Below are 21615 nucleotides of genomic sequence, written 5' to 3' on the forward strand. Positions count from 1 at the left end.
ATGGACCTGGGTGGCGCCCCTTCGGTGTGCTCAGGCGGGATGAGGTTCGACCTCGATGCGGATGTCGTCGAGGAGTTGGGCGGCGCGGGCCGCCGTGGTGCGGGCGTCGGGGCTGACGATGATGAGGCTGCCGAGCCGTCCGGCGTTGGTGTGGGCGGGGCCGACCGGGTCGCCGGGGCGGGCGCGGAGCCGGACGAGGGGGGTGTCCGGGCTGGGTCGGGGCAGGCCGGTGACGGAGGTGAGGCGGCCGGCGGTCGGGCTGGTGAGGAAGCGGACGGTGGCGTGGTGGCGGCGGCCGGGGGTGAGGCGGGCGGGGCGGCCGAGGGCGATGTCCAGGAGGGCGGTCCAGGGGTTGATGCCGAGGGCGTGGTGGAGGAGTTCGCCGATGTGGCCGGCGCCGATGCGGGCCGCGGTCTCGATGACGTACGGGCGGCCGGTGGGGGTGACGATGACCTCGGTGTGGGACGCGCCGTTGCGGATGCCGACTGCGCGCACAGCCTTCGCCGTCTCCTGGTGGATGGCCTGTTCCACCGCGGGCGGGAGCTGGGCCGGCAGGGTGTGGGCGAGTTCGGCCCGGTGGGCGCCGCGGGTGGTGGTCTTGGCGGTGATGGCCAGATGAGCGGTCCGTCCGTGCTGCGTGAACGACTCGACGCTGTACTCGCGCCCTGGGATGTACTGCTGGAGCAGCACCGTCCGGCCCGCCCGCCCTGCGTACATGCCCGGCGCGGTGTGGGCGTGCTGCCAGGCGGTGTCCGCGTCCAAGAGGCGGGCCAGGACGGTAACGCCCTGGGAGCCGGCGGCGTCGGCCGGCTTGACGACGACGGGGAGCCGCATGCCGGGCCGCAGGAAGCGGGTCCGCAGGGCGGCCGGGGTGGCGAGGGTGTGGGTGCGGGGCGCGGTGACGCCGGCGGCGGTGAAGACGGTGGCCATGGCGGCCTTGTCGCGGGCCGCGTGCGCGGCGGTGGGGTCGTTGCCGGGCAGGTCCAGCAGGGCGCAGGTGTGGGCGGCCAGCGGGGTGAGGTACTCGTTCGTGGTCAGGACGGCGGCGGCGTTGATGCGGCGGGCGTAGGCGACGGTGTCGGCGAGGGCATGCTGAGGGTTGGCCAGGTCGGTGGTGAGGGTGCCGGCCAGCAGGCCGCGCAGGGCCGGGCTGTAGCCGGTGAGGTCCTCGGTGGTGGTGACGGCGTGGACGGGGTGGCCGGAGGCGGCCGCGGTGCGGGCCAGGTGCCCGGACTCGGGGCCGGCCGCCTCCAGGAGCAGGACGGGACGCATCACTTGAGGTAGTCCTCGCAGGCACCGTCTCGGCGGGTGTCGAGGGTGAAGCAGTGGAATCCGCCGCCGAACAGCCTCCTGTGGCGGTGTCGTACGGGGACGACGGTGAAGTGCTCGGCTTCGAGGGTCTTGATCAGACCGGTGCAGTCCTGGTTGACCAGGATGGTGTCCTCGTCGACGGACAGGACGTTGAGGTCGATGTAGGGGCTGGTCAGGACGAGGTCGGCGTCGCCGTACGCGGGGAAGGCGCCGGTGTCCGGCTGGGGCGGGACGATGAACTTCCAGCTCTGCAGCGGTTCGGGGAGCATCTCCCGGATGGCGTCGTGCCGGGCGAGGAACACCCCGGGGCGCAGGGCCAGGAGCATGGAGTCGATGTGGTTGTCGGCCATGCGGTACACGCGGTGGATGCGGTAACGACCGGCCAGGTGGCGCTCCAGCCAGTCGACGCCGCGGGCGTGGTTCGCCTGGGCGATGTTGACGACCAGGTCGCGGCCGAGGCGCAGGACCTGGGCGCCGTCGAGCATCATCTCGTAGCCGATGTCGTACGGGCTGGGCTGCGGGTCGTTGATGGGTTCGGTGGGGCCGCCGAGGGTGGTGGTGGCGTCGCGGGCGTAGGAGAGGTCGAAGCTGGCGTCGGTGAGGGTGGGCCGCGGCATCGTGGTCCAGCGCGCGCCGGCCTGCCAGTAGCCGGTGAACACGCCCGCGAGGAGACGGGTCTCCAGGTAGCGGGCGCGGATCGCGGGCGGGGTCTCGATGATCTCGTCGCCGAGGATCAGGGTGTTGTCGCGGATGTTCAGGGCGGGGACCGGCGGGGCGCTCCAGCCCAGGCCGGCGATCGGGGCCGGGTCGGCCGGCAGGGGGATCGGCCGGTGGACGGTGATGCCGAGGTCGGCCAGGACCTGGGCGAGGTCGTCGACGTCCTCGGCGAGCTCGGCGGCGTAGCGGCGGTTGATGGCCCACTGCTCCGGCCGGACGTCGGCATCGGCGGTGGAGACGAGGCGGGGGTAGGCCCAGTCGGAACGGAAGCCGGTGAGGTTCTCGTGGTGGAACAGCTCGAAGCTGACGTCGCGGTCGTGGCCGGTGTAGTTGACGGCGGAGCCGACGATGATCTCGCGCAGGCGGGTGAAGTCGTCGTGGCTGTGCAGGGGCATGGGTGAGGTTCCTTCGTCTCGCAGGTCAGGCGGCGGTGAGCGTGCGGCACGTGTGGGCGCGGCCGTGGCGGGCGTGCAGGATGGTCCCGCCGTCCGGGGTGGGTGCGAGGGTGCGGGCCTCGCTCCAGGCGTTGAACCGCCACTCCCCCGGCCCGGCGGGCAGCAGCGCGAAGGTCCGCTCAGGGGTGGTGAGCCTGAGGAGGCCGTCTGCGTGGCCGAGCTCGGCGGGCACCAGGTCGCCGTCTAGGGGGCGGTCGAGGCTGAAGTCGGTGAACCCGGCCGGCAGGTGAAGGTTGCGGGGCAGACCGGCGGGGGCGGTCCGGTCCAGCGGGGTGGGGTGGTTGATCAGGGCGTCGGCGTCGGCCAGCTGCTCCTGCCAGGCCGGCGGGAACAGCGCGGCGAGCTCGCTGGTGAACAGGACGTCGATGACGGCGTGGACGCGGGTGGTGGTTCCGAGGTTGCGGACGGCGTGCTCGCGGGAGAAGTCCCCGTACCAGAACTCTCCGGGCTGCCAGGTGTGCTCGGTGCCGTCGAGGTAGAGGAACGCGTCGGGGTTCGTGGTCAGGGGGATGTGGAGGCGGGCGCAGCCGCGGGCCAGGCTGTACTTGGGGTCGCAGTGCCGCTCGCCGACCGCGTTCGGGCCGAGGGCCATGAGGCGGGCCGCGTTCAGCGGGGCCGGGATGCCGGCGAGGACCTGGGCGAGGTAGGGCATGCGGTCCAGCCACCCGGTGGGGGCGTAGGTGTCGGGGCCCGGGCCGCCGGGGTCGGTGCGGGCGGGGTCGCCGTTCGGGGCGATCAGCGGCAGGACCCGCCAGTCGATGTCCGTGACGGCGCCGAGGAGTCCGCCCGGGGCGCGGCCCTGCTGGAGGTCCCAGGTGTGGTTGGTGACCTGGGTGAGGTCGGCGGCCAGCCGTTCGGCGTCCAGGGTCTGGTTCAGGCGGGCGGCGGCAGGCGGCAGGGGTGTGGTGGTCATCGGGGCGGGCTCCGTTCAGGAGGAGAAGGCGGTGACGAGGCCGACGTGCTGGGCGGGGTCGAAGGCGTCCTGCGGACGGGTGGCGAAGCGGGCGCCGAGGCGGGCGAACAGTTCCTCGTGGCCGGTGGCGGGGTCGTAGGCGAGGCAGAAGACGAACTGCGCGCCGTCCGGGCTCGGGGCGATGGGCATCGAGACGATCACCCCGGTGCGGGTGGCGGGGTTCCAGGCCAGGTCGAGGTCGGCCAGGGTCTGGTGGAAGGCGGTGCCGTCGGGGACGTGCCAGGTCGGGGGGACGTGGTACTCGACGACCGCGCGGGCCGGGCGGGCGGAGGTGTCGACGATCCGGTGCGCGATGACCTGGTAGATGTGCAGGCTCCCGGATACCTGGGCGTTGACCTCGGTGAAGTAGATGCGGCCGTCGGGGGTGGTGATGGCGTCGGCGGAGAGGTGGCCGCGGTAGCCGAGCCCGCGGTAGGCCTCGGCGAGGCGGGTGCCGCCGTCGACCAGGCGGGCGTGCAGCAGCGGGGCCAGGTCCTGGAGCGGGACGGTCTGGTGGGACAGGCGGCGGCCGACGTAGTGCAGGCGGCCCTGCTCGGTCGGGCAGGTCCCGGAGTCGTCCGCGTAGTGCTCGGAGTAGATCGCCTCCGCGTTCGGCGCGAATGCGGCAACGACCACGGGGTGGCGGCCGTCGGCCGACGCCCAGTCCCAGCGCTCCTGCCAGTACGCCGCCACCCCGGCCGGGCCGGGGGCGAGGTGGTGCAGGTGCCGGGCGCCGACGTGGTCGGTGGCCAGCCGGCTGTCGGGGGCCAGGAGGATCTGGTTGCCGACACCGGCGCCGTTGTGGGCCTGCTGGACCACCACCGCCTCCGCCTGGTCGAGAAGCCGACAGGTGGCGGCGACCGCCTCCGTACGGGAGCGGCAGACCTCTCCGGGAACGGTGGGGACGCCGGCCGCCGCGGCGATGGCCCGGAAGTTGGCCTTGTTGTTCCCGATCTCGGCGCCGCCCTGCGCGAAGTACGCCGCGCCGGGCATCCGGTCGGCCAGGCCCAGAGTGGTGGCGAAGCGGGCGACGGAGGCCGAGGGCCACAGAGCGTGGATCTCCCCGACTGCCTGCGGGCCACCGGCCGGGCGCAGGGCGGCGCGGACCTGGTCGAGGAAGGCGGGGTCGGTGAGGGATTCGGGATCCAGGACCATCCCGCCGTGGCGGCCGGGCGGGGTGGTCAGGACGGTGACCTCCCCGGGGCCGGTGCCGGTGAGGGTGAGGGCGTAGTCGAGGAACGCGCGGTCGGGTTCGGTGCACAGGATCAGGACGTCGCCGGGGCGGGCGAACCAGGCCAGGCGCTGGGTCCAGGCCCGCATGTCCGTACGGGCGCGGATCGCGGGGTCGATGTGGTTGCCGATCAGGATGCGCAAGGTGATCTCCGAGCAGTGAGAAGCAGGGGGCGGCGGCAGGGGCAGGGGCGGCGGGTTCAGGGCTGGAGGGTGGCGGGGAGAGCGGCGAAGGTGCGCATCGTGGCCGACGGCTGCCGACGGGCCCGTCCGGTCAGGCGCAGCGGGGTGCGGTGGGTACGTAGGGCGTCGAGCACGGCACGTACGCAGGCCTGGGCGGCACGGGTGCCGATGCAGGAGTGGGTGCCCCAGCCGTAGCCGAGGTGCCGGTTGTCGCGGCGGTCCAGGAGCAGCTGGTCGGGGTCGGGGAAGCGGTCGGGGTCGCGGTTGGCGGCGGCGAAGAGCAGCACCACCGGGTCCCCGGCCGGAATCGGGATGCCGGCGATCGAGGTCTTGAGGGTGGCGGTGCGGCTGGTGCCCTGGACGGGCCCGTCGAAGCGGACCAGTTCCTCGGCCGCCTTCGGCACCAGCCGCGGGTTCGCGCGCAGTTGCTCCTGTGCCTCGGGGTGGGCGGTCAGGGTGTGTAGGGCGTTGCCGAGGGCGGCGGCCATCGTGCTGTAGCCGCCCTGGAACATCACCCGCGCCGTGTTGCGGACGAACAGCTCCTCGGCCTGGCCGGCTCCGGCGGGTGTGTGGGCGCGGACGTGAGCCAGGAGACCGCTCGGACGGCCGGTCTCGGTGAACCAGGAGTCGACGAGGGTGGTCAGCTCCTCGCGCGCCTGGCGGCCGGGCTCGACCAGGGCGGGGTCGAGACCGCCGTCCATGCTGCGCATGATCGCGTCGGAGGCGGCGGCGAACTCGTCGAGCGGCGGCTCGTCCACGCCGAGCAGGTCACAGACCACCGCCAGGGAGAGCGGGGCGGCGAGCTCGGCCATCACCTCGAACGACGGGCGCTCGGCCGCCTCGCGCAGCAGCCCAGCGGCCCGGTCGCGGGCGCGGGCCTCCAGGGCGGGCAGGTCCTGGACGCGCAGGGCGTTCATGAAGAGGGAGCGGACGCCGGCCTGGTCGGGCGGGTCCAGGGACTGCACGCTCAGGCTCGCCGCCGGCAGCTGCTGGCCGGTGCGGCGCCGGTCGCGGGCGAAGGTGTCGTGGTCGCGCAAGACGGCCGTGCAGTCGGCGTAGCGGGTGACCAGCCAGGAGGACATCCCGTCGTGCCAGGACACGGGGGCCTGCTCGCGCAGGGCGGCCAGGACCGGGTAGGGGTTGTTGACGGTGGCGGGGTCGAGGGGTTCGTAGGTCAGCACCGGCAGCACGGCGCCTCCAGGTGGTCGCGGGCGGGCGGCACAGGGGCCCGGGCCCGGCATCAAGGCCGGACCCGGGCCCCCGCCACGGGGGACACAGCAGGTGATCAGTGGTCGTAGGACATGACGGGGTCACCCCCCTTCGTCCTCGGGATCCGCGGCCCGGTCGGGCTCGCCTCACCAGAGTCCGCCCGCACCTGACCCGCCGTCATTGCCACCCGAGCGCCGCGACATTGAGGGGCACCCTCAATTCGGGGGCCGGCCGTGACCGAGTGGTGTCGCCCTGTCACAGGGGTGGGCTACCGTTGCTGGTTCCGATATCCCGCTCCCGCCGGGGGTGCCCATGGCCGCCGCCATCACCCGCACACGACGCGCCACCATCGTCAAAGAGGCAGCCGACATCCGGATTCGCTGCCAGCGCGAACGCCTCGACACCGAACAGACCGCAGCCGAGATCCGCCGCGCCCTGCCTGAGGTGCAGCAGCTGGAGGCCTGGAGGCTCGCCCTGGGCTGGTCCCGTTCCGTGACCATCACCCAGGTCAAGGCCCAGTACGTCGCGGACGGCCTGTTACCGCGCAGCCTGTCCGACCCGATGCTGTGCCGGTGGGAACACGACCCCGGCGAACGCCCCGACCGCGAGTACACCGTCATGCTGTGCCGCGCCTACGGAGCCACCCCCGCCCAGCTGGGCCTGGACTTCGCCGAACAAGTCTTTCCGGAACGCGAGTTGTCCAGCGTGATCCGGTACGGTCGGCCCGAGACCGACACGTGCAGCGCTGGCGCACGGGAAATGGTGGTGCACATGACCACAGCCGCCGGCCTTCCGGCCGTCCGTGAATCCCTCCAGCTCGCCCTTCTCGCCGATCCTCACGGCAGCGCTGAGGTCGCCGAGCTGGCGGAGGCGGCCGTCGAGCACTACGCCCTCACCTACCCCAAGCACCCCGCCTACCTGCTGTTCGAGGAAGTACGGGCCGCCCGGGGCCTGCTCACCGACTGCCTTGTCACCGGCCACGTCCACGAGCAGGTCGCTGACGGACTGCACCGCAACGTCGGCTGGCTATCCGCCCTCATGGGCAACCTGGCCTTCCACCTCGACGACCACACCGGCGCCCGCGCCCACCTCGCCACCGCCACCGCCTACGGCACCCGCACCGACGACGCACGGCTGACCGCCTGGGCCCTGGGCGCGCAGAGCATGGTCGCCCGCTACGAGAACCGCTACGAGACGGCCCTCTCCTACGCGGAGCGCGCCGTTGCCCAGGCCCCCGCCGGTCTGCCGAAGGCCCAGGCGCACGCCTGGGCGCAGCTGACCTCCCTGGCGGGCCTCGGACGGGAGCAGGAGGCTGGCACGGCGCTCGCCGCGGCCGCGCGTGAACTCGAAGCCGACGCCGTGGGGTTCGCTCCGGGCCGGTTCGGGTTCGACGTCGCCGAGTACACCCTGCACCAGGCGGAGTCAGCCATCGCCCTCGGCCACCACAACCGCGCGCGCACTGCTGCCGAAACGTCCATCGGGTCAACCGCCGTGGCCACCCCCGGCTGGGCCGCGGCCACCCTGGTGCTCGCCCAGGCGGAGGCGCCCACCCAGCCCACGGATGCTGCGCAGCGGGCCCTGGACGTCTTGGCCCGGGTCCCCGCCGCCCGGCTCCGCTCGACATCCCGCGCCCGCCTCGCCCGCCTCGACCAGGTCCTGACCGGGGTATCTGCCACGGGAGTCGGTGACCTGCACGAACGTGTCCGCGTACTCGTCCCCCTGATCGACAACCACGGCAACGCCAGCACCTGACACCAGCCGCGCCCTGCTCTTCCGCATACGGCGTTGCGGACTGATCAGGGCCCAGAACGGCCAAGGCCCGGATTCCCCCGCTGCGGGGGAATCCGGGCCTCTCATGTGGAGCGACGTGCGACCGGCTGTCAGCGGCGGATGACCGGCTTCGGCAGCAGGGTGCTCAGCAGCTGCGCGGTCTCGGCCTCCATGTCCACTCCCCCGCCGAGGCCTTCGTTGATGCGAGCCAGCCGGGCGGCGGCTTCGCGGAGGGCATCCACGTCTCCGGCGGCGTGGTGGGCCAGGAAGACCTGCCGGTGCAGGAGTTCGTTCTCCTCGGCGGCGAGGATGCCCTGGTGCGCGGCCCAGAGTGCGCCGGCGTAGTCGGCGGCTTCCCGGCGGCGGGTGGACAACTCGTAGGCGACGTCGGCGATGGCCGAGACCATCTCCTGGATGGCCGGCTCGGCCCAGGCGTAGCGCTGGGGGTCGATCGCGGCGAAGGGGCGGCCGCGAACGAGAGCCAGGGCCCGGCGCAGGGCGAGCTCGCCGTCTTCGTCGTGGCGGGCGAGGCCGGTGCGGGCAAAGTTCTGGAAGGTCTTCCAGTCGCAGGTGACGGCTTGGGCGAGGCGGTAGCGGCTGTCACCGGTGTGCTGGACCCTGGGGAAGTACGCCTCGCCGTCGGCGTTCTTGCCGAGCCAGGAGCGGGTGCGGCTGATGACGCTGTTGCGCATCTCCTTGTTGACCAGGCGACCCGGCCAGAGAGCGTCGTCGATGGCGTGGTGGTCGGCGCCGGGGTTGAGTGCGAGATAGGAGACGAGCTCGACAGCCGCGTTCAGACGGTTGGAGTCGATCCGGCCCGCGGCTCCCTCGACGAGCACTCGCCCGAGCAGGAGAACCGTTGGCGCGCTGCCGTGCGTTGCCTCGGTGTCGTCGGCATCGTCCACGCAGCGAGTGGGGGCGGGCGCTGGGACCCGGGCAGGGGCCGGAGTAGGGGTCGCTTTCTCGGCCTCCGGGGCCTCTGCCTGGGCGGCGTCTTGCTTGGTCAGAACGGGGGCGGCTTCAGGTGCCGGTTCAAGCGCAGCAGCTGCCGGGGCCGGAACGAAATCGGCGGGCGGGTCGAAGAGGTCAGCGAGGGTCGGACCGGTGGTGCCGTGCTCTGCTTGGCCGTCGGAGACCACGCTCGTGGGGGCTGCGGGCTGTACGGCCCCCTGGCCCGTCTCGTCGGTGGGAGTGTCGGCCTCGGCCTGGTGCGCGGTCTCCAGCTCCTCCCGCTCGATGTCGGCGTACTCGTCCGGCATCCCGTCCTCGTCGGCACCGGCCTCCGGCTGCGTGGCTTCGCCGTCGCCGATCTCCTCAGCGTCGACCGACGGGTCGTCCTCGCTCCCGTCCTCCCGGTCTTGCTCAGCCTGGTCCTCTTCCGCCTGCTCTTCGGCGTCGAGGAGGCCATCAAGCCACTCGTCGCGAGCGGGTACGTCGGTGTCGGCGGCGGACAGCGTGAGCAGCTCGATCGCGTCGGCGAAGTGCTGGTCGGTCAGGCCCTGGAGCTTGATGGGCAGGCCGGAGTCGGGCAGGACGATGGTCTCGTCCGGTCCCGCGCAGTGCAGGGTCCAGCCCTCCTCCGGGGCCCGGTCGGCGGTCTCGCTGGCCGTGACGACCGCGCCGGCGACCCGCGGCTGGGCCGTGATCAGGTCGAGCAGTGCCTCGGTCTGGGCCCCTTCGGGGAGCTCGGCGGCGAGGAGGATATGAGGCGTCCAGGAGCCGCCGGCGTCTTCGTTGAGGCGGGCTGCTCGGAGGGTGGGTGCGCCGAGTGCGGCCAGGGCTCGGCGTTGGTCGGCGGTGTGGCTGGTCAGTTCGGCGACCGCGTCGGCGAGGGCCTCGGTGCGGGCGACGCGCTCGGGGGCTGCGTCGTCGAGGCCTGGGGCGGTGTCGGCGAGCGCGGTGATCTCCAGGTGGCCGGGCAGGGGCGTGCTGGCGAGCTCGACCGCGATGGCTTGCAGGACGTGGCGGGCGTGGTCGACGTCGCCGTCGAGGTGGAGGACGCCGACGTACTCCAGGTCGACGAGGACCAGGCGGCCGGCGCCGTCCCAGCCCAGGGAGACCAGGGCCGGGTAGGGCGCGTCGGCGCCCTGGAGGTCGTCGTGGTCGGCGAGGTCTGAGCTGGAGGCCGGGCAGGTCCACAGGTCGGTGCGGCCGGCGGCGCCCGCGAAGGGCTTCATCGGCGGGGTGTCCTGGTCGAGGTGGAGTTCGACCTTCTGCTCGTGCAGTACGACGGCGGTGACCACCGGCAGTTCACGCTCCGCCGCGGTGAGGTTGAGGGCGAGGGTGCGCAGGGCGGCGTCGAGGAGGTCGAATCCGGTGGGGTGCTGGGCTGCGCGCAGGCCCTGTTCGGTGGCGGCGGCGCTGCCGGTGGGCATGGGGATACGGCGGCCGGGTCGGCGGCGGCGCTGCTGGAGGATGCGGCGGGTGGCGAGTGTGCCGATGAGGGCGGCGGCCAGGGCGCCGGCGCCCATCCAGACGGCAGCGGGGGCCAGGGCTTCGTCGGCGTCCTGGAGCTGCTGGGCGGTGTCCGCCTTCTGGCCGTCCTGCGCGGGCGTGGGAACGGCTGTGGTGGGCGCGGTGCTGGGGGTGGAGGCGGCGGGCGCAGGCGTGGAGGGCATCGAGGGCGTGGGGGCTGGTGCCGCCGGCGTGGGGGTGTCCTTCGCCGTCTCCGGCTTCGGGGGCGTCTTGGTATCCGGGGCGGGCCGGCTGTCGGGAGCGGGGGCCGGGGCGGTTGCCGTGGGGAGGGTGAGTTCCTGGCCGGGGACGATCAGGTCGGGGTTGTCGAACGTCCCGCCGCCGGGCAGCGGCTTGCCCCGGTTGGCCTCGAAGATCTTCGGCCAGTCCTCAGGGTCGCCGTGCTCATCAGCGATGCCCCACAGGTTTTCACCAGACTTGACGACATGCTCGGCCTGGGCCGCAGCGGGCTTTGTGTCCGTGGGGGCGGTCTGCGCGGGCGCGGCCGTCTCGGGCTCGGCCTGGGCCGCAGCGGGCTTTGTGTCCGTGGGGGCGGCCGGCTTGGCGATGTTGGCGTCGGCGGGAAGCCGGATCACTGTGCCCTTGGGCAGGAACTGGTCGCCGGCCGCGAGTTGCGGGATGGAGGGGTTGAGCGCGGCGATGTCCTTCCAGCGCGGTCCGCTGCCCAGGTACTGCTCCGCCAGGTCCCACGGGAGCTCGGAATCCCCGGTGACCGTGTGGGTGGGCCAGGCGTCCTGCTCCGCCGCCGCCGTTTGGGCTGCCGCCGCGCTGCTGGTGCCCGCAGTCTGCACGGCGGTCGCCGCGACGGCCGGCCCGGTCGTGGCGGCCGAGGCGGCGGTGGGGGCGATCAGGACGAGGCCGCCGATGAGGAGGCCGGCGAAGGACTGCATCCCGCCGAGGCCCCTGATCCGCTTCGCCTGGCGTCCTCGGAACAGCGCGACGATCTCGACGAGGGCGGAGAGGGTGAACAGCGCCCAGCCGATCCAGCCGATGGTCGTGAGCACCGTGAAGAACAGCCGGCCGTCGTCCTGCTGGGTCAGCAGATCCCATCCGCCGACGAAGTCTGTGGGCTGATACCCAACGGCCAGCAGGACGAGGGGGATGCCGGCGATGAGTGCGGCCAGGACGGCGAGGCCGAGCAGGGCGCGGAGCAGGCGTACGAAGGTACTCATGGGCTGGTTCAGCCTCCGGCTTGGGTGTGCAGTCGGGCGTGTGCCGTGCCGGACACGCTGATCGTCGACCTACCCACGAACTGGGCGAACAACGTGGTGTAGGTGTCGTGGACGGTGACTTCGAGACGCTGGCCGCCATCGGTGACGGTCACGGAGCCCGAGACGTTCTGGGTGGCCAGGTAGTCCTGGGCCGCGGCGACGGCGGCGTCCGGGTCCACCGTGATCTCGGTGCCCTGGACGGCGGCCGGGACATTGAGCTGCTGGCCGGCCGCGCGTGCGGCCTCCTGCGCGAGGCCGGTCGCGCGGTTAGTCGCGTTGAGGGCGCCGCCGCCGTCGACCAGAAGCCCCATGATCATGATGATGCCGATGGCACTCAGCGCGTAGAACGGCGACAGCGATCCCCAGTCTTCGCCGTGGCGGATCCGGTCCCGCAGGGCGCTGATGCGGCGGGTGAGGGCGGTGATCACTGGCGGCCTCGATAGGAGTCGATCGGGCTGGTCCACGAAGCCCGGAGCGTACGGGATCCCGGGAGCCCCGGAAGTCCGATCTCGCCGAGAGGTGCGGTGCAGGCAACTGTGACGCGGACGGTGGCCTCCTGGCCGAGGTCGAGGCCGTATCCGGAGGTGTCGACCGAGACGCTGGAGGAGGCGCAGTGGATGCCTTCACCGTTGAGGCTGCGGGTGGCCGCCGCCGAGCCTGCGGCCTGGGCTGCGCCGGCTTCCCGTTCGAGGGAGGCGGCGCGGGCGGCCGCCCGGGCGGCGCCGTCCACGGCACCGGAGGCATCGGTGACCCGCCCGAAGGCGATCATGAGCAGCATGAGGGCGATGATGGCCGGGGCGAGGATGACCGTCTCGACCGAATAGCTTCCCCGGTCCTCGCGCCAGTTGATGCGCCGGGCCCGCCTCACTGCGCCTCCACCCAGCGTTCCACAGGAGCTTCAGCGCTCTGGACGACGTCCAATTCGAATCCGGGGACCAGGGTGGCGACGGTGCCGCGGACGGTGATGCGGATCTGCTCCGCGCCGCTGCCCTCTGCGGAGACGCTCGCGCCCCGTACGGTGCCGTACTTCGCGAGGAGTTCCTGGGCCTGGGCGACGCCGTCGCCGGGGCCGGCGCCGAGCTGGCGGCCGGCCTCCACTCCCTGGGTGGCTGCGGAGCGGGCGACGGAGCGGGCGTGGAAGTACATGCCAGTCTGGATCGCGGCGAAGACAAGGAACAGCACCACGACGGCGAGCACGGCCAGCTCCACGCTGCCCGAGCCACGGTCGCCCTGGTCCCGCAGGCGTGCGCGTAGGCGCCGCCACCGGTTGCTGACCTGGTCTTTCACGCCGCTTCCTTCCTCCTGGTGGGTGGTTCAGCCGCTGATGAGCGGGATCTTGGCGTCGGTGAACGTCTTGATCGCTGCGACGACCGCGATGGCGATGGCGATGACGACGCCGGCGATGACGGCGAGCTCGGCCGAGGTCTGTCCGGCGTCGCCGGCGTTCTTCAGGCGCTCCCAGCGGGCGGCGAGGACGGTGGTCAGGGCGCGGATGTGCATGGTGTTCTCCCTTGCGGTTCAGCCGTTGAACATGGAGACAACGGGCGGCAGGACGACGAAGACGAGCATCAGCAGGACCGCGAAGGTCACCGGCAGCACCATGGAGGTCGACGCCTCGTTGGCTTGGGCTTTGGCGTCGGCGAGGATCGCGACGCGCAGCTGGCGGGCTTGGGCCTGGAGGGTGGTGTAGACGGCGGCGCCGTCGCCCGCGAGGGCGAGGGTGTCGGCGGGCCGGGTGAGTTCGGGGATGTCGAGTTCCTCGCCGAGCTGCTTGAGGGCGTCCCAGACGGTGACGCCGGCGAGGTCGGCCTCGTAGAAGGCCTGCCGCATCCGTTCGAAGATCCAGCCGTCGCCGACGTCGGCGGTGTCGGTCAGGGCCTGAGCGGCGCCGGAGTTGGCGATGCGGGCCAGGGCGACGCGGTCGAGGTAGGAGGCGGCGGCGTGCCGTACGACAAGCCGGGCAGCTGCGGCTTCCTTCTTGACCTCCTGGCCGGGCCACAGCCAGAACAGGGCGGCCAGGCCGATGCCGGCACCGGCCGGGATGACGAACGGCAGGCTCACGCCCAGCATCGACAGGAGCGCCCCGGCCAGCTGCGGCAGGACCAGCCCGTACAGCGCGAAGAGGAACCGCTTGCCGAGGTGCTCGGCCGGGCTGATCCTCAGCAGGTTGAGGTCCCGGACCGGGAGGGTGATCCGCTCGCCGAACGCCGACAGGAGGCGGGTGCCGACCTTCTCGGGCAGAGACCCGGTGCTGGTGGCGGTGATGCGGGGCTGGCGGGCGATGTGGTCGGCGTCGAGCCGGTCCATGACGGAGACGACATCGGGCCGGGCCGGCCACAGGGCGCGGATGGCCACCCCGGTGAGGGCGCCGGCGGCCGCCGCGGGCAGGACCGCTTCCATGGGGATCATCGGGCGGCTCCCATCGCGGCGGCCGGCTCGGCCGGGGTCAGCGGATTGAGGAGGCGAGGGTCGGGCTTGGTGGCGGCGGCCCGGCGCAGCCAGGACAGCGTCCAGGCGAAGAGCCCGCCGAGGATCGCGAGGGCGACCTGCCCGGCCGGGGACTGGTACCAGGCGGACCAGGCTTCGTTGAGCATGCAGCCGACGAAGACGATGCAGATCACGATCGAGACGATCCTGCTGGATTTGCGGATCTTGGCGCGGTCGGACTCGATGTCGCGTGCGTCGGCGGCCTGCTGGTGGATCGTCACCGCGAGCGCCTCCAGCGCGGTAGACAGGCCGGGGCCCATATTCGCCGCGTGCGACTGGAAGAGCAGCGCGACGTGGTCCACGACGCCGTCGCCGAGCTCGTCCGCGAACAGGGCGAAGGCCTGCTTGGAGTCCATGCCGGAGCGCAGCCGCTCATCCAGCGCCCGCACGTTGGCTGCGATGGGTGCCGGTGCGTTGCGGGCGCTGGCGCGGATGGTCTGCACGAGGCTGATGCCCGCGGTGTGGATGCCGGCCAGCCCGTTGAGCCACTGCCCGATCGCTTCCAGGCGCTCGATGCGCTGCTCGGCGGCGGTGCCGGGGTTGAGGAGGAAGGGGAAGCCCAGGACCGCGGCGCCGGCGAGGATGCCGTGGACGGGCCACCCGGTCCACGCCCACACCGCGAGGACGGTGATGCCAGCGGTGGTGACCACGGCGCGCCAGCGGCGCTGCCAGGCATCGGGCAGGGTCGCCTTGGCCGCGCGGATCCGGCTGGCGCGGCGGGATGCGGGCTTCGCCGGGTCGACGACGTGGCCGCGCCACTCGCGTACGGCGATCAGGCCGGCGAGGACCATGACGAGGGCACACAGCGCGGCTACGAGAGCGAGCTGCGAGGAGTTCACCGCACCTCCCGGATCTCTGGTCCGGTCATCAGCTGTGCAGCCAGCAAACGAGCAGGCCGGCGAGGACCACGGCCACTCCCATGAGGGTGGCGCCGGTGTAGGCGATTTCGCGGGTCACAGGGCTTCCTGTTCTGCAGGTCGGTCATCGCTTGACCACCTTCATGGGCGGGCCCCAGGCGCCTTCGGGGTTCTGGGTCAGCCAGCGGCGGTCGAAGGTGCCCGTGCGCTCCAGGAGGTCTATGTACGACGGCATGTTGCGGTACACGGCGCGCGGTTCGTCGCCGTGGGGGGCGAAGAGTTCGCTGGTGGTGGGGCGGCCGCCTTCGCCGACGACGTCGTGGACCTCGTAGATGTGGGAGACGAAGCGGTGCTTGCGACCGCCGATGGCGGTCTCGTCGAGGTACGTGAGGTAGACGACCACGTCGATCGCGGAGGCGATCAGGTGGTTCGCGGCCTCCGTTTGCATGCCGGCCTCGGTGCAAAGCTGGACGAGGCGGGAGATGATCGCGTGCGGGCGGCGGACGTGCAGGGTGCACATCGAGCCGGAGCCGCCCGCGGACATCGCCTGGAGCATGGGGAGAACCTCGGCGGAGCGGACCTCGCCGACGATCACCCGGTTGACGTTGTAGCGCAGGGCGGTGGGGAACATGTCGCCGATGGTGACCTCGCCCGAGGCGCTGCCCGCGCGGACTTCGCCGTTGGACTGGCGGGCCTCGAAAGCGAACGTGAGGGGGCCCGGCTTGTCCGGCGGCCCGGGCTCGTCCAGGTAGAGCTCGCGGTCGGACTCCAGGGTCGCGATCCGCTCGCCGGGCGGGATCTCCCGGCCGAGGGCGCGCAGCAGTGAGGTCTTGCCGGCGCCCATGTCGCCGACGACCAGGATGTTGAGCTTCGCCTGGACGCAGGCCAGGAGGAAGGCCCGCAGCAGCGGGTTGATCGAGCCCCACTGGACGAGCTCGTCGATGCCGTGCTGGCGGATGCGGTGCTTTCGGATGACCACCGACGGGCGGGTGGTGAGCAGGCTCGCGGTGACGCGGGACCCATCGGGCATGCGGAAGCCGACATTCGGCGTGGCCTGGGTCAGGGCGCGCTCTCCGTGGCCGGACAGGCCGGCCATCCGGTTGACCCAGGTGATCAGCTCGGCATGTGAGTCGGCAACGCGCTCGATGCTGCGGCGGGGACGGTCGTAGTACTCGATGTGCGCGCGGAGCCCGTCGACCATGACGTCCTCGACGCCCTCCTCGTCGAGCAGGCCCTGGAGGCGGCCACCGCGGAACATCGCGTCGAACACCGCCGCTCCGATGGCGTGTTCCTCGGCCGTCGAGAGCGCGGAGTTGCCATGGGAGTACTTCGTGGACCACTTGGCGACAGCCGTGGTCACCATGGACCGGGCTTGGGCCCTCCTGTCGTCCTCCTCCAGCAGGCGGCTGGGGTCGTGCGCGGACAGCTCGGCGGACACCTCGGCCTGGAGGGCCTCGATCACCTCCCAGGCGACCGGTAGTTGGCCGGGCAGCCCGGCCAGCTTCGGGACCGCGCCCGGACTGGCGGCCGCCGCCAGGCGAGCGGGAGCCGGCAGGGCGGGGGCTGGGACTGGTGCCGTCGCGGGCTGGGGGATGCGGGTCGTGCCGATACGGCCGGTGAGCAGGCCGGCGATGTCGGCGGGGCCGTGCGCGGTCGGGCCGTCAGGGCGCTGCTGGGTATCAGACACGGGGATCCACCCGTCCCTGTCCAAGACGCTGAAGAACCCCGGCGACCTGAGGAGTGGCCTGTGCCTGTGCCGGGAGGGCAGCCGGTGCCGGCTGCGCGGCCAGCGCTGGAGGGGTCGGCGCCACAGGGGTCGGCGGGTACTGCCGGTGCAGGGCTCGCCGGGAGGCGGCCGCCTGGAGGTGCCCGAGCGCGGTGCGCGCGGCGCCCAGGAGCGCGGACTTGCTCAGCTTCCGCGGGGCACTGCCGGTGCCGGCGAGGTAGGCGGCGGTGTCCGGCTCCCAGGGCAGCGCGGCCATCACCGGCAGACGCAGCGCCTCGGAGACCTCGTGGGCGCGGCGGGGGCCGTCCTCGATGAGGAGAACGCCCAGGGCGTCGGCGCCGGTGCCGCGGTCGGTGAGCTCGTTGCGCAGCGGTTCGGTCATGTGCCGGGCCAGAGCCAGGGACTGGTCGGTGGCGCGTACGACGAGCAGCACCAGGTCCGCACCGTGGAGGAGCGGTGCGGGGGTGAGGGTGGAGTGGAGGCGGCCGGACTCCAGGGCCAGACGGCCGGCATCGATGACGACGTCGTAGCCGCCTTCGTCGGACAGGACCCGCATGACCTGGGCCAGAGCGGGCCAGCTCCGTTCGAGAGCGGGGGCCTGTGCGGGATCGGTCAGGCCGGGCAGGACCTGGCGGTTTCCGGAGGCGTCGAGGCGGACGAGGTGGTCGGCAAAGGCCCGCGCGAGGGCGTCCTCGCCGGCGCGCTCGGCGACGGCGAGGTGGTAGAGGCCGGTCCCGGCCGTGATCTGGGCCTGGAAGAACCCTGCGCGCAGGGTGCCGCCGGCCGGGTCGCACTCGGCCAGCAGCGAGGGACGCATGGAGGACAGAGTCATGGCGAGGGCGCTGGTGGTCACACCGGACGACTTCGCGCTCACCAGCGCGGTGACGGTCACGATCCGCTCCGCACGTCGCGGACCAGGGCCACGCGCCCGGACGAGGCGCGGGTGGCCAGCAGGGGCCCGTCCGAGGACGCGACGGCCAAGTTGACGACGACGGCGCCGGACGCGTCGGGTCGGCTGACCGAGACCACGACCGCCTTCACGGAAGTGGGCGGAGCCTCGGCGCCGTCCTTGCCGGTGGGCTGCTCACCCTGGCCCGGGACGGTGACCGCGAGGACCTTGTCGCCGGGAACCAGCGAACCGGCGGGTGCCTGGCCACGCTTGACCTGCACACCCACCTGCTGCTTGTCGTCGCCGAGGCCGGTACCGGGCTGGAGCTGGGCGGCGACGAGCAGGCTGCCCTTGCGCAGGTCGACGGCAGGACGCTTGCCCACGACGCTCGCGCGGTCGGTGGCAGGCATCGGCGTCAGGGCCGCGTCGGCCGAGACCTCCGCGACGATGACGTCCGCGTCCGTCAGCGGCTGACCGGCCGGAACGTCGTTCGCGATGGCCAGAACTTTCGTACGGTCACCGACGGAGGACACTGCGGCGGCCGCGCCGAGGGCGGCCGCGACGGCCAGCACGGTGCTCAGGGCAGCCGCGGCGTACCGGCGTTGCTTCTTCACAGGGGCCGCGGTGGTGATGGGGAGCTCGGCACGTGGTCCGGCGGGGCGCGGCACCGGCGGGGCGGCGGCGGGGGATTCCATTCGGGTACTGCCTCTCGGGGAAGTGCAAGCAGTGCGCGTACTAGTTGAGGACCTGGACCTCGGCGACGTTGATGTCCACGGCGCTGGTGCGGATCTCGGTCAGCTGGCCGCCCTGGGCGCCGCCTGTGACCTGCCAGTCGATCGACCACGTGGACGTCGCGGTGACGTGGAACGTGCCGGAGCCGGTGGTGGAGGACGGCTTGTCGTAGCGGTGGCCGCAGTCCGGGGACGGCGTCTTGCCGAACTCGGGCTTGTAGGGCGTGCCGGGCGTCGTGCAGGTGACGGTCTTCCCGTCACCCATGTTCCACACGATTTTTGACACCCTGGCGGTCGCGGTGACGGTGATTCCTCCGACGGAGGCCGATGCCGTGTTGGGGCCGTACGTCTCCGTACCGGTGGCCGTCCACATGTAGACGGGCATGCCGACTACGCCCTTGCCTCCTGGTCGGGGTGTGATGCCGATGTCGGGACCACGCAGGAGCATGCTGTCGACGGCCTGCTGCGCCAGAACCGCAGGGTCCACTGCGGGAGCTGTAGGAGGTGCCGCGGACCAGACTCGCCGGATGACGGTGAGCGGGTTCTCCGAGGGAAGCCAGGTGCAGCTCTCCCTGTAGACGGCGCCATCGCCCGGGGTGTGTCCTTCCCAGTCCGCGCTTCCCGACGGGGGTTGCGGGTCGGCAAGTTCGTAGGTGCAAACCCACTGGGGCGCCGAACTGCCTCCCCCGCCACCTCCTCCCCCACCGCCTCCTCCCCCGCCACCGGGCCTCTCGCCGGGAGGCCGGCCAGGGGTGCCTGCTCCGACGCAGACGAAGAGGCCACACGGGCCAACTTCTGTTCCGGGCGGGGGCGGGTTGGCCGCGGCCGGCGTGGCGAGCAGCAGACAGGCCAGGAGGGCAAGCGGGGAAGCGGGCCGGAGCCGTGGTCTCAGCACGGCTGCCCCTGCGGCTCGTCGCGCACGACTCGCCACCCTTCCGGCCAGCGCTCCACCGTGCTCGCGATGACGTACTTCGTCAGCCGGCCAGAAGGCAGGACCGCCGGAGACTTGGTCTTCGCATCGAGAACACTCCACTGCGAGATGTCGATGCAGCTGGTCAGTGTGACCTTCGGCGTCTGCCCGGCAAGTTCCGTACCGACAGCAGCCGAATTCACGATGACGACCGAGCCTGCGTAAACGTAGCCCTGCGAGTGCGCTCGCTTGGCGTCCGCTTCTGCATTGTCGAGGGCAGAGGATGCCGCAAAGTTCTTCAGACTGGATTCTCCGGCCGGATCTCCGTAGAGCTTCTCCATCTCTTTCCAGTACGACTTGTAGGCGGCGGAGGCATCCCTTTTAGCGTTCTCGGTCTCGTCTGCGGGTTTGGATGGGGCAGATACCGAGGGCGGAGCGGTGCTCGGCTTCGCATCCTTGTCCTGACCTGCGCTCGTGCAGGCTGCAGTTGCCGCCACCAGGCTGGTAAGGACCACAACACGGTAGATAGATCGCTTCATCAGAATCGCTGCCTCCCGGGCCGACTCAGGTCCGTATCCTTGACGCCTTCCACAATCGGCCCAGCATGCCTCACACGTTACGTTGCCGCCAAGCGAGATCGAAGTACATCGACCCCGCTCACACCACCACACAAGGACAAAATGGAACATTTTGTCCACCCAATTGCAGGGGTCATGAATCTAAACTCCCTCTGGGGCATCAGAGGGACCCAAAGGGCCAGCGCGATTCGCGGGACCGATGGCTGAATATCGACGCCTGGGGCTTGAAATCGACGCAACTTCCGCCACCCTCAGATGTCTCCGTCGGTCATTTGGGAGGCCCCGACCCGCGCACCGTCAGACGGGCCCACCGCCACGCTTACAGCCCAGCGGGCACCGCAGTCGCGATGGGGAGCGGCGGCCGACCGGACGTGGCAGTGCGATGTCGGCCGCAGTGCAGGTGCCCGCGCTCCCGTCGCGAGCCGTAGGGACAGTTGCACCGATACCCGTCAGTGTCGGGTCGGTGCGCGCTGTACGGGGTCGCGCCCATCCACGTATGCTGGTGACAATCTGTTGTTCAGGCAGAAGAAGGCCCCCACCGCTAGGTGGGGGCCTTCTTCCATTCTGTCCGCTAGGCCACGCTGCGGAGCTTGGGGGTGCCCTGCGCGGGGGGGACGGTCTGGTATTCGGGCAGCTTCAAGGGCAGGAGCTTGCCCGAGCGCATGTTTTCCAGAGCCTGAGCGAAGGCCTCGTCCATGGCCTCGGCGCTCTCGTATCGGGCGGCGAGCGGATGCAGGCTGTAGCTGTTGGCGCGTCGACTGCGCTCACTGGGCGTACGCAGCACCACGTTCAGCTCGAACAGGGGGTCCAGAAGCTTGCTCACGGCTGCCGGGCTGACCTTGTACTCGGCCGACATCGCCTGCTGCGAGGGAAGGTTGCCCGTACCCGTCTCACTGCGGAAGACGAGGTAGGACAGGAACTTCACCGCGGCCGCCCCGATCGGAAGCGCCCAGATCCGTTCGGTCACGAGTGGGGACATCACAGGCTTGGGCATCAGGTGGGGTCTCCTTGGTCGCGTCGTCGAGATATACAGGCGCCTGTCACCCTGCCGCTCCCCTGGCAGGCGATTCCTCAAAGTCAAGCATCTGCTGGCCCGGCAGGTACTTCGGGCCGACCCTGTGGGGGAAGGCTTCGGGCTCATCCCCGTGGTCGGAAGCGATCTCCTCCAGGACGTTCTTCTGCTCGCCGCTGTTGCCAGCGAACCAGAGTGTGACGTTCAGGCGGATGCGGCCGTAGCCGGCACTCTCCAACCAGCCCCACTCGATGAGCGTCTTGACGGCCTTGTTGACGGTCGGACGCGTGATCCTCTTCGCGCCGGGCATGTCATCCATCAACTCGTTGAGGCCGTCGGTGATCTGTTGCTGCGTGTACGAGGCGATACCGGTGCCCTTCTTCTGTCCGCCGGCGACGAACAGGAAGACTGCGGCTCGGGATCGGGAGAGGACTCCGGCCACAAGCAGCTTGGCCATCCACTGGGCAAACCAGTTGGAGGTGATGCTGTAGCCGATCTCGCCGGCCATGGTGTGGATGCTGCGAGGGTCGGTGTCGCTGTAGTCGATGTGGATCTGGACCTTGGGCCCTCCACGGGTCGCCCTGCGCCTGGTTGGTGCAGGGGCGACGTTCTGTGTGTGCCCGATGTGGCCGGCCAGCAGGCTGACGATGTCGTCGAGGACATCGTCGCCGTTCTTGGGCCCCTCGGCGGGTGGGGTCTGGTTGGGCCGGCGCTGTGCTCGCGCCGGCGGTTCAGGCGTCACTGAGCCCTCCTCTGCTGTTCAGGCAGAGGGAGCCTATCCCAAAAGTTTCCGTCAGCTTAAGTTTTGACGGCGCGTCGCCTATGCAAGTTGCCGGGTTCATCCGGGGAGGGGCGCCGGAACTTTCCCTCTAGGCAAGTTCCGGCGCCCCTCCCCGTCCGGAACTTTCCGCC

At 71.7% G+C, this 21615-nt stretch carries 20 protein-coding genes; 1 reads left to right on the plus strand and 19 read right to left on the minus strand.

All coding sequences use genetic code 11. The features are described from left to right. Positions 1–30: 30 nt before the first annotated feature. From ACGFYU_RS27830 to ACGFYU_RS27850, 5 genes are read right to left on the minus strand one after another with little or no spacing between them, the layout of a single operon-like run. Positions 31–1272 carry an ATP-grasp domain-containing protein gene (locus tag ACGFYU_RS27830; protein ID WP_393830152.1) on the minus strand — a complete coding sequence of 414 codons (1242 nt, stop codon included), beginning with the start codon at positions 1270–1272 and terminating at the stop codon, positions 31–33. Continuing rightward, positions 1272–2423, minus strand: a complete 1152-nt coding sequence (locus ACGFYU_RS27835; RefSeq protein WP_393830041.1) for a glycine amidinotransferase — start codon at positions 2421–2423, stop codon at positions 1272–1274. The genes ACGFYU_RS27830 and ACGFYU_RS27835 overlap by 1 nt, the downstream gene beginning before the upstream one ends. A 25-nt stretch (positions 2424–2448) precedes the next feature. Then, complete coding sequence (locus ACGFYU_RS27840; RefSeq protein WP_393830042.1) at positions 2449–3396, minus strand: aspartyl/asparaginyl beta-hydroxylase domain-containing protein; 948 nt, start codon at positions 3394–3396, stop codon at positions 2449–2451. A gap of 15 nt (positions 3397–3411) precedes the next feature. Continuing rightward, complete coding sequence (locus ACGFYU_RS27845; protein ID WP_393830043.1) at positions 3412–4809, minus strand: hypothetical protein; 1398 nt, start codon at positions 4807–4809, stop codon at positions 3412–3414. A 56-nt stretch (positions 4810–4865) separates the two neighbouring features. Beyond that, complete coding sequence (locus tag ACGFYU_RS27850; protein WP_393830044.1) at positions 4866–6038, minus strand: cytochrome P450; 1173 nt, start codon at positions 6036–6038, stop codon at positions 4866–4868. A 331-nt stretch (positions 6039–6369) separates the two neighbouring features. Here ACGFYU_RS27850 and ACGFYU_RS27855 point away from each other — a divergent pair, with 331 nt between their 5' ends. Further along, the gene (locus tag ACGFYU_RS27855; RefSeq protein WP_393830045.1) at positions 6370–7809 is read left to right on the plus strand and encodes a Twin-arginine translocation pathway signal; all 1440 of its coding nucleotides are present in this window, start codon (positions 6370–6372) and stop codon (positions 7807–7809) included. 128 nt (positions 7810–7937) lie between these two features. Here the strand turns inward: ACGFYU_RS27855 and ACGFYU_RS27860 are convergent, their stop codons facing one another. The 14 genes from ACGFYU_RS27860 to ACGFYU_RS27925 all read right to left on the minus strand — a co-directional run bounded on the left by ACGFYU_RS27860 (position 7938) and on the right by ACGFYU_RS27925 (position 21445). Further along, on the minus strand, positions 7938–11474 hold the full coding sequence (locus ACGFYU_RS27860) for a LysM peptidoglycan-binding domain-containing protein (RefSeq protein ID WP_393830046.1): 3537 nt from the start codon (positions 11472–11474) through the stop codon (positions 7938–7940). A gap of 8 nt (positions 11475–11482) precedes the next feature. After that, entirely contained in the window at positions 11483–11941 is a 459-nt protein-coding gene (locus ACGFYU_RS27865) for a pilus assembly protein TadG-related protein (protein ID WP_393830047.1), read from the minus strand. After that, positions 11938–12381, minus strand: a complete 444-nt coding sequence (locus ACGFYU_RS27870; protein WP_393830048.1) for a TadE family protein — start codon at positions 12379–12381, stop codon at positions 11938–11940. Before ACGFYU_RS27870 ends, ACGFYU_RS27865 begins: the two co-directional genes overlap by 4 nt. Next, positions 12378–12800, minus strand: coding sequence for a TadE/TadG family type IV pilus assembly protein (locus tag ACGFYU_RS27875; protein ID WP_393830049.1), 423 nt, complete (start codon positions 12798–12800; stop codon positions 12378–12380). The genes ACGFYU_RS27870 and ACGFYU_RS27875 overlap by 4 nt, the downstream gene beginning before the upstream one ends. Positions 12801–12827: 27 nt before the next feature. After that, positions 12828–13013: a hypothetical protein gene (locus ACGFYU_RS27880; protein ID WP_052874527.1), complete on the minus strand. Its 186-nt coding sequence runs from the start codon at positions 13011–13013 to the stop codon at positions 12828–12830. Positions 13014–13031: 18 nt separating this feature from the next. Then, on the minus strand, positions 13032–13922 hold the full coding sequence (locus ACGFYU_RS27885) for a type II secretion system F family protein (RefSeq protein ID WP_393830050.1): 891 nt from the start codon (positions 13920–13922) through the stop codon (positions 13032–13034). After that, positions 13919–14839 carry a type II secretion system F family protein gene (locus tag ACGFYU_RS27890; protein ID WP_393830051.1) on the minus strand — a complete coding sequence of 307 codons (921 nt, stop codon included), beginning with the start codon at positions 14837–14839 and terminating at the stop codon, positions 13919–13921. Before ACGFYU_RS27890 ends, ACGFYU_RS27885 begins: the two co-directional genes overlap by 4 nt. A gap of 142 nt (positions 14840–14981) precedes the next feature. Further along, positions 14982–16544: a CpaF family protein gene (locus ACGFYU_RS27895; RefSeq protein ID WP_393830052.1), complete on the minus strand. Its 1563-nt coding sequence runs from the start codon at positions 16542–16544 to the stop codon at positions 14982–14984. Next, positions 16537–17475: a hypothetical protein gene (locus tag ACGFYU_RS27900; RefSeq protein WP_393830053.1), complete on the minus strand. Its 939-nt coding sequence runs from the start codon at positions 17473–17475 to the stop codon at positions 16537–16539. The genes ACGFYU_RS27895 and ACGFYU_RS27900 overlap by 8 nt, the downstream gene beginning before the upstream one ends. After that, on the minus strand, positions 17472–18086 hold the full coding sequence (locus ACGFYU_RS27905; protein ID WP_393830054.1) for an SAF domain-containing protein: 615 nt from the start codon (positions 18084–18086) through the stop codon (positions 17472–17474). The genes ACGFYU_RS27900 and ACGFYU_RS27905 overlap by 4 nt, the downstream gene beginning before the upstream one ends. A gap of 121 nt (positions 18087–18207) precedes the next feature. Continuing rightward, positions 18208–18690: an ATP/GTP-binding protein gene (locus ACGFYU_RS27910; RefSeq protein ID WP_393830055.1), complete on the minus strand. Its 483-nt coding sequence runs from the start codon at positions 18688–18690 to the stop codon at positions 18208–18210. Positions 18691–19091: 401 nt separating this feature from the next. Then, positions 19092–19652 carry a hypothetical protein gene (locus ACGFYU_RS27915; protein ID WP_393830056.1) on the minus strand — a complete coding sequence of 187 codons (561 nt, stop codon included), beginning with the start codon at positions 19650–19652 and terminating at the stop codon, positions 19092–19094. Positions 19653–20262: 610 nt separating this feature from the next. Further along, on the minus strand, positions 20263–20685 hold the full coding sequence (locus ACGFYU_RS27920) for a hypothetical protein (protein ID WP_393830057.1): 423 nt from the start codon (positions 20683–20685) through the stop codon (positions 20263–20265). 46 nt (positions 20686–20731) lie between these two features. Next, positions 20732–21445, minus strand: a complete 714-nt coding sequence (locus ACGFYU_RS27925) for a hypothetical protein (protein WP_393830058.1) — start codon at positions 21443–21445, stop codon at positions 20732–20734. Positions 21446–21615 lie beyond the last annotated feature (170 nt).

It is taken from the genome of Streptomyces sp. NPDC048337 (assembly GCF_043201175.1).
Lineage (GTDB): Bacteria > Actinomycetota > Actinomycetes > Streptomycetales > Streptomycetaceae > Streptomyces.

Excerpts from the sequence above, each read along its gene's own strand:
- ACGFYU_RS27840 (WP_393830042.1), bottom strand. The coding sequence starts at position 3,396 with ATGACCACCACACCCCTGCCGCCTGCCGCCGCCCGCCTGAACCAGACC.
- ACGFYU_RS27835 (WP_393830041.1), bottom strand. The coding sequence starts at position 2,423 with ATGCCCCTGCACAGCCACGACGACTTCACCCGCCTGCGCGAGATCATC.
- ACGFYU_RS27830 (WP_393830152.1), bottom strand. The coding sequence starts at position 1,272 with ATGCGTCCCGTCCTGCTCCTGGAGGCGGCCGGCCCCGAGTCCGGGCAC.
- ACGFYU_RS27915 (WP_393830056.1), bottom strand. The coding sequence starts at position 19,652 with ATGAAGCGATCTATCTACCGTGTTGTGGTCCTTACCAGCCTGGTGGCG.
- ACGFYU_RS27885 (WP_393830050.1), bottom strand. The coding sequence starts at position 13,922 with ATGATCCCCATGGAAGCGGTCCTGCCCGCGGCGGCCGCCGGCGCCCTC.
- ACGFYU_RS27920 (WP_393830057.1), bottom strand. The coding sequence starts at position 20,685 with ATGCCCAAGCCTGTGATGTCCCCACTCGTGACCGAACGGATCTGGGCG.
- ACGFYU_RS27860 (WP_393830046.1), bottom strand. The coding sequence starts at position 11,474 with ATGAGTACCTTCGTACGCCTGCTCCGCGCCCTGCTCGGCCTCGCCGTC.
- ACGFYU_RS27855 (WP_393830045.1), top strand. The coding sequence starts at position 6,370 with ATGGCCGCCGCCATCACCCGCACACGACGCGCCACCATCGTCAAAGAG.
- ACGFYU_RS27880 (WP_052874527.1), bottom strand. The coding sequence starts at position 13,013 with ATGCACATCCGCGCCCTGACCACCGTCCTCGCCGCCCGCTGGGAGCGC.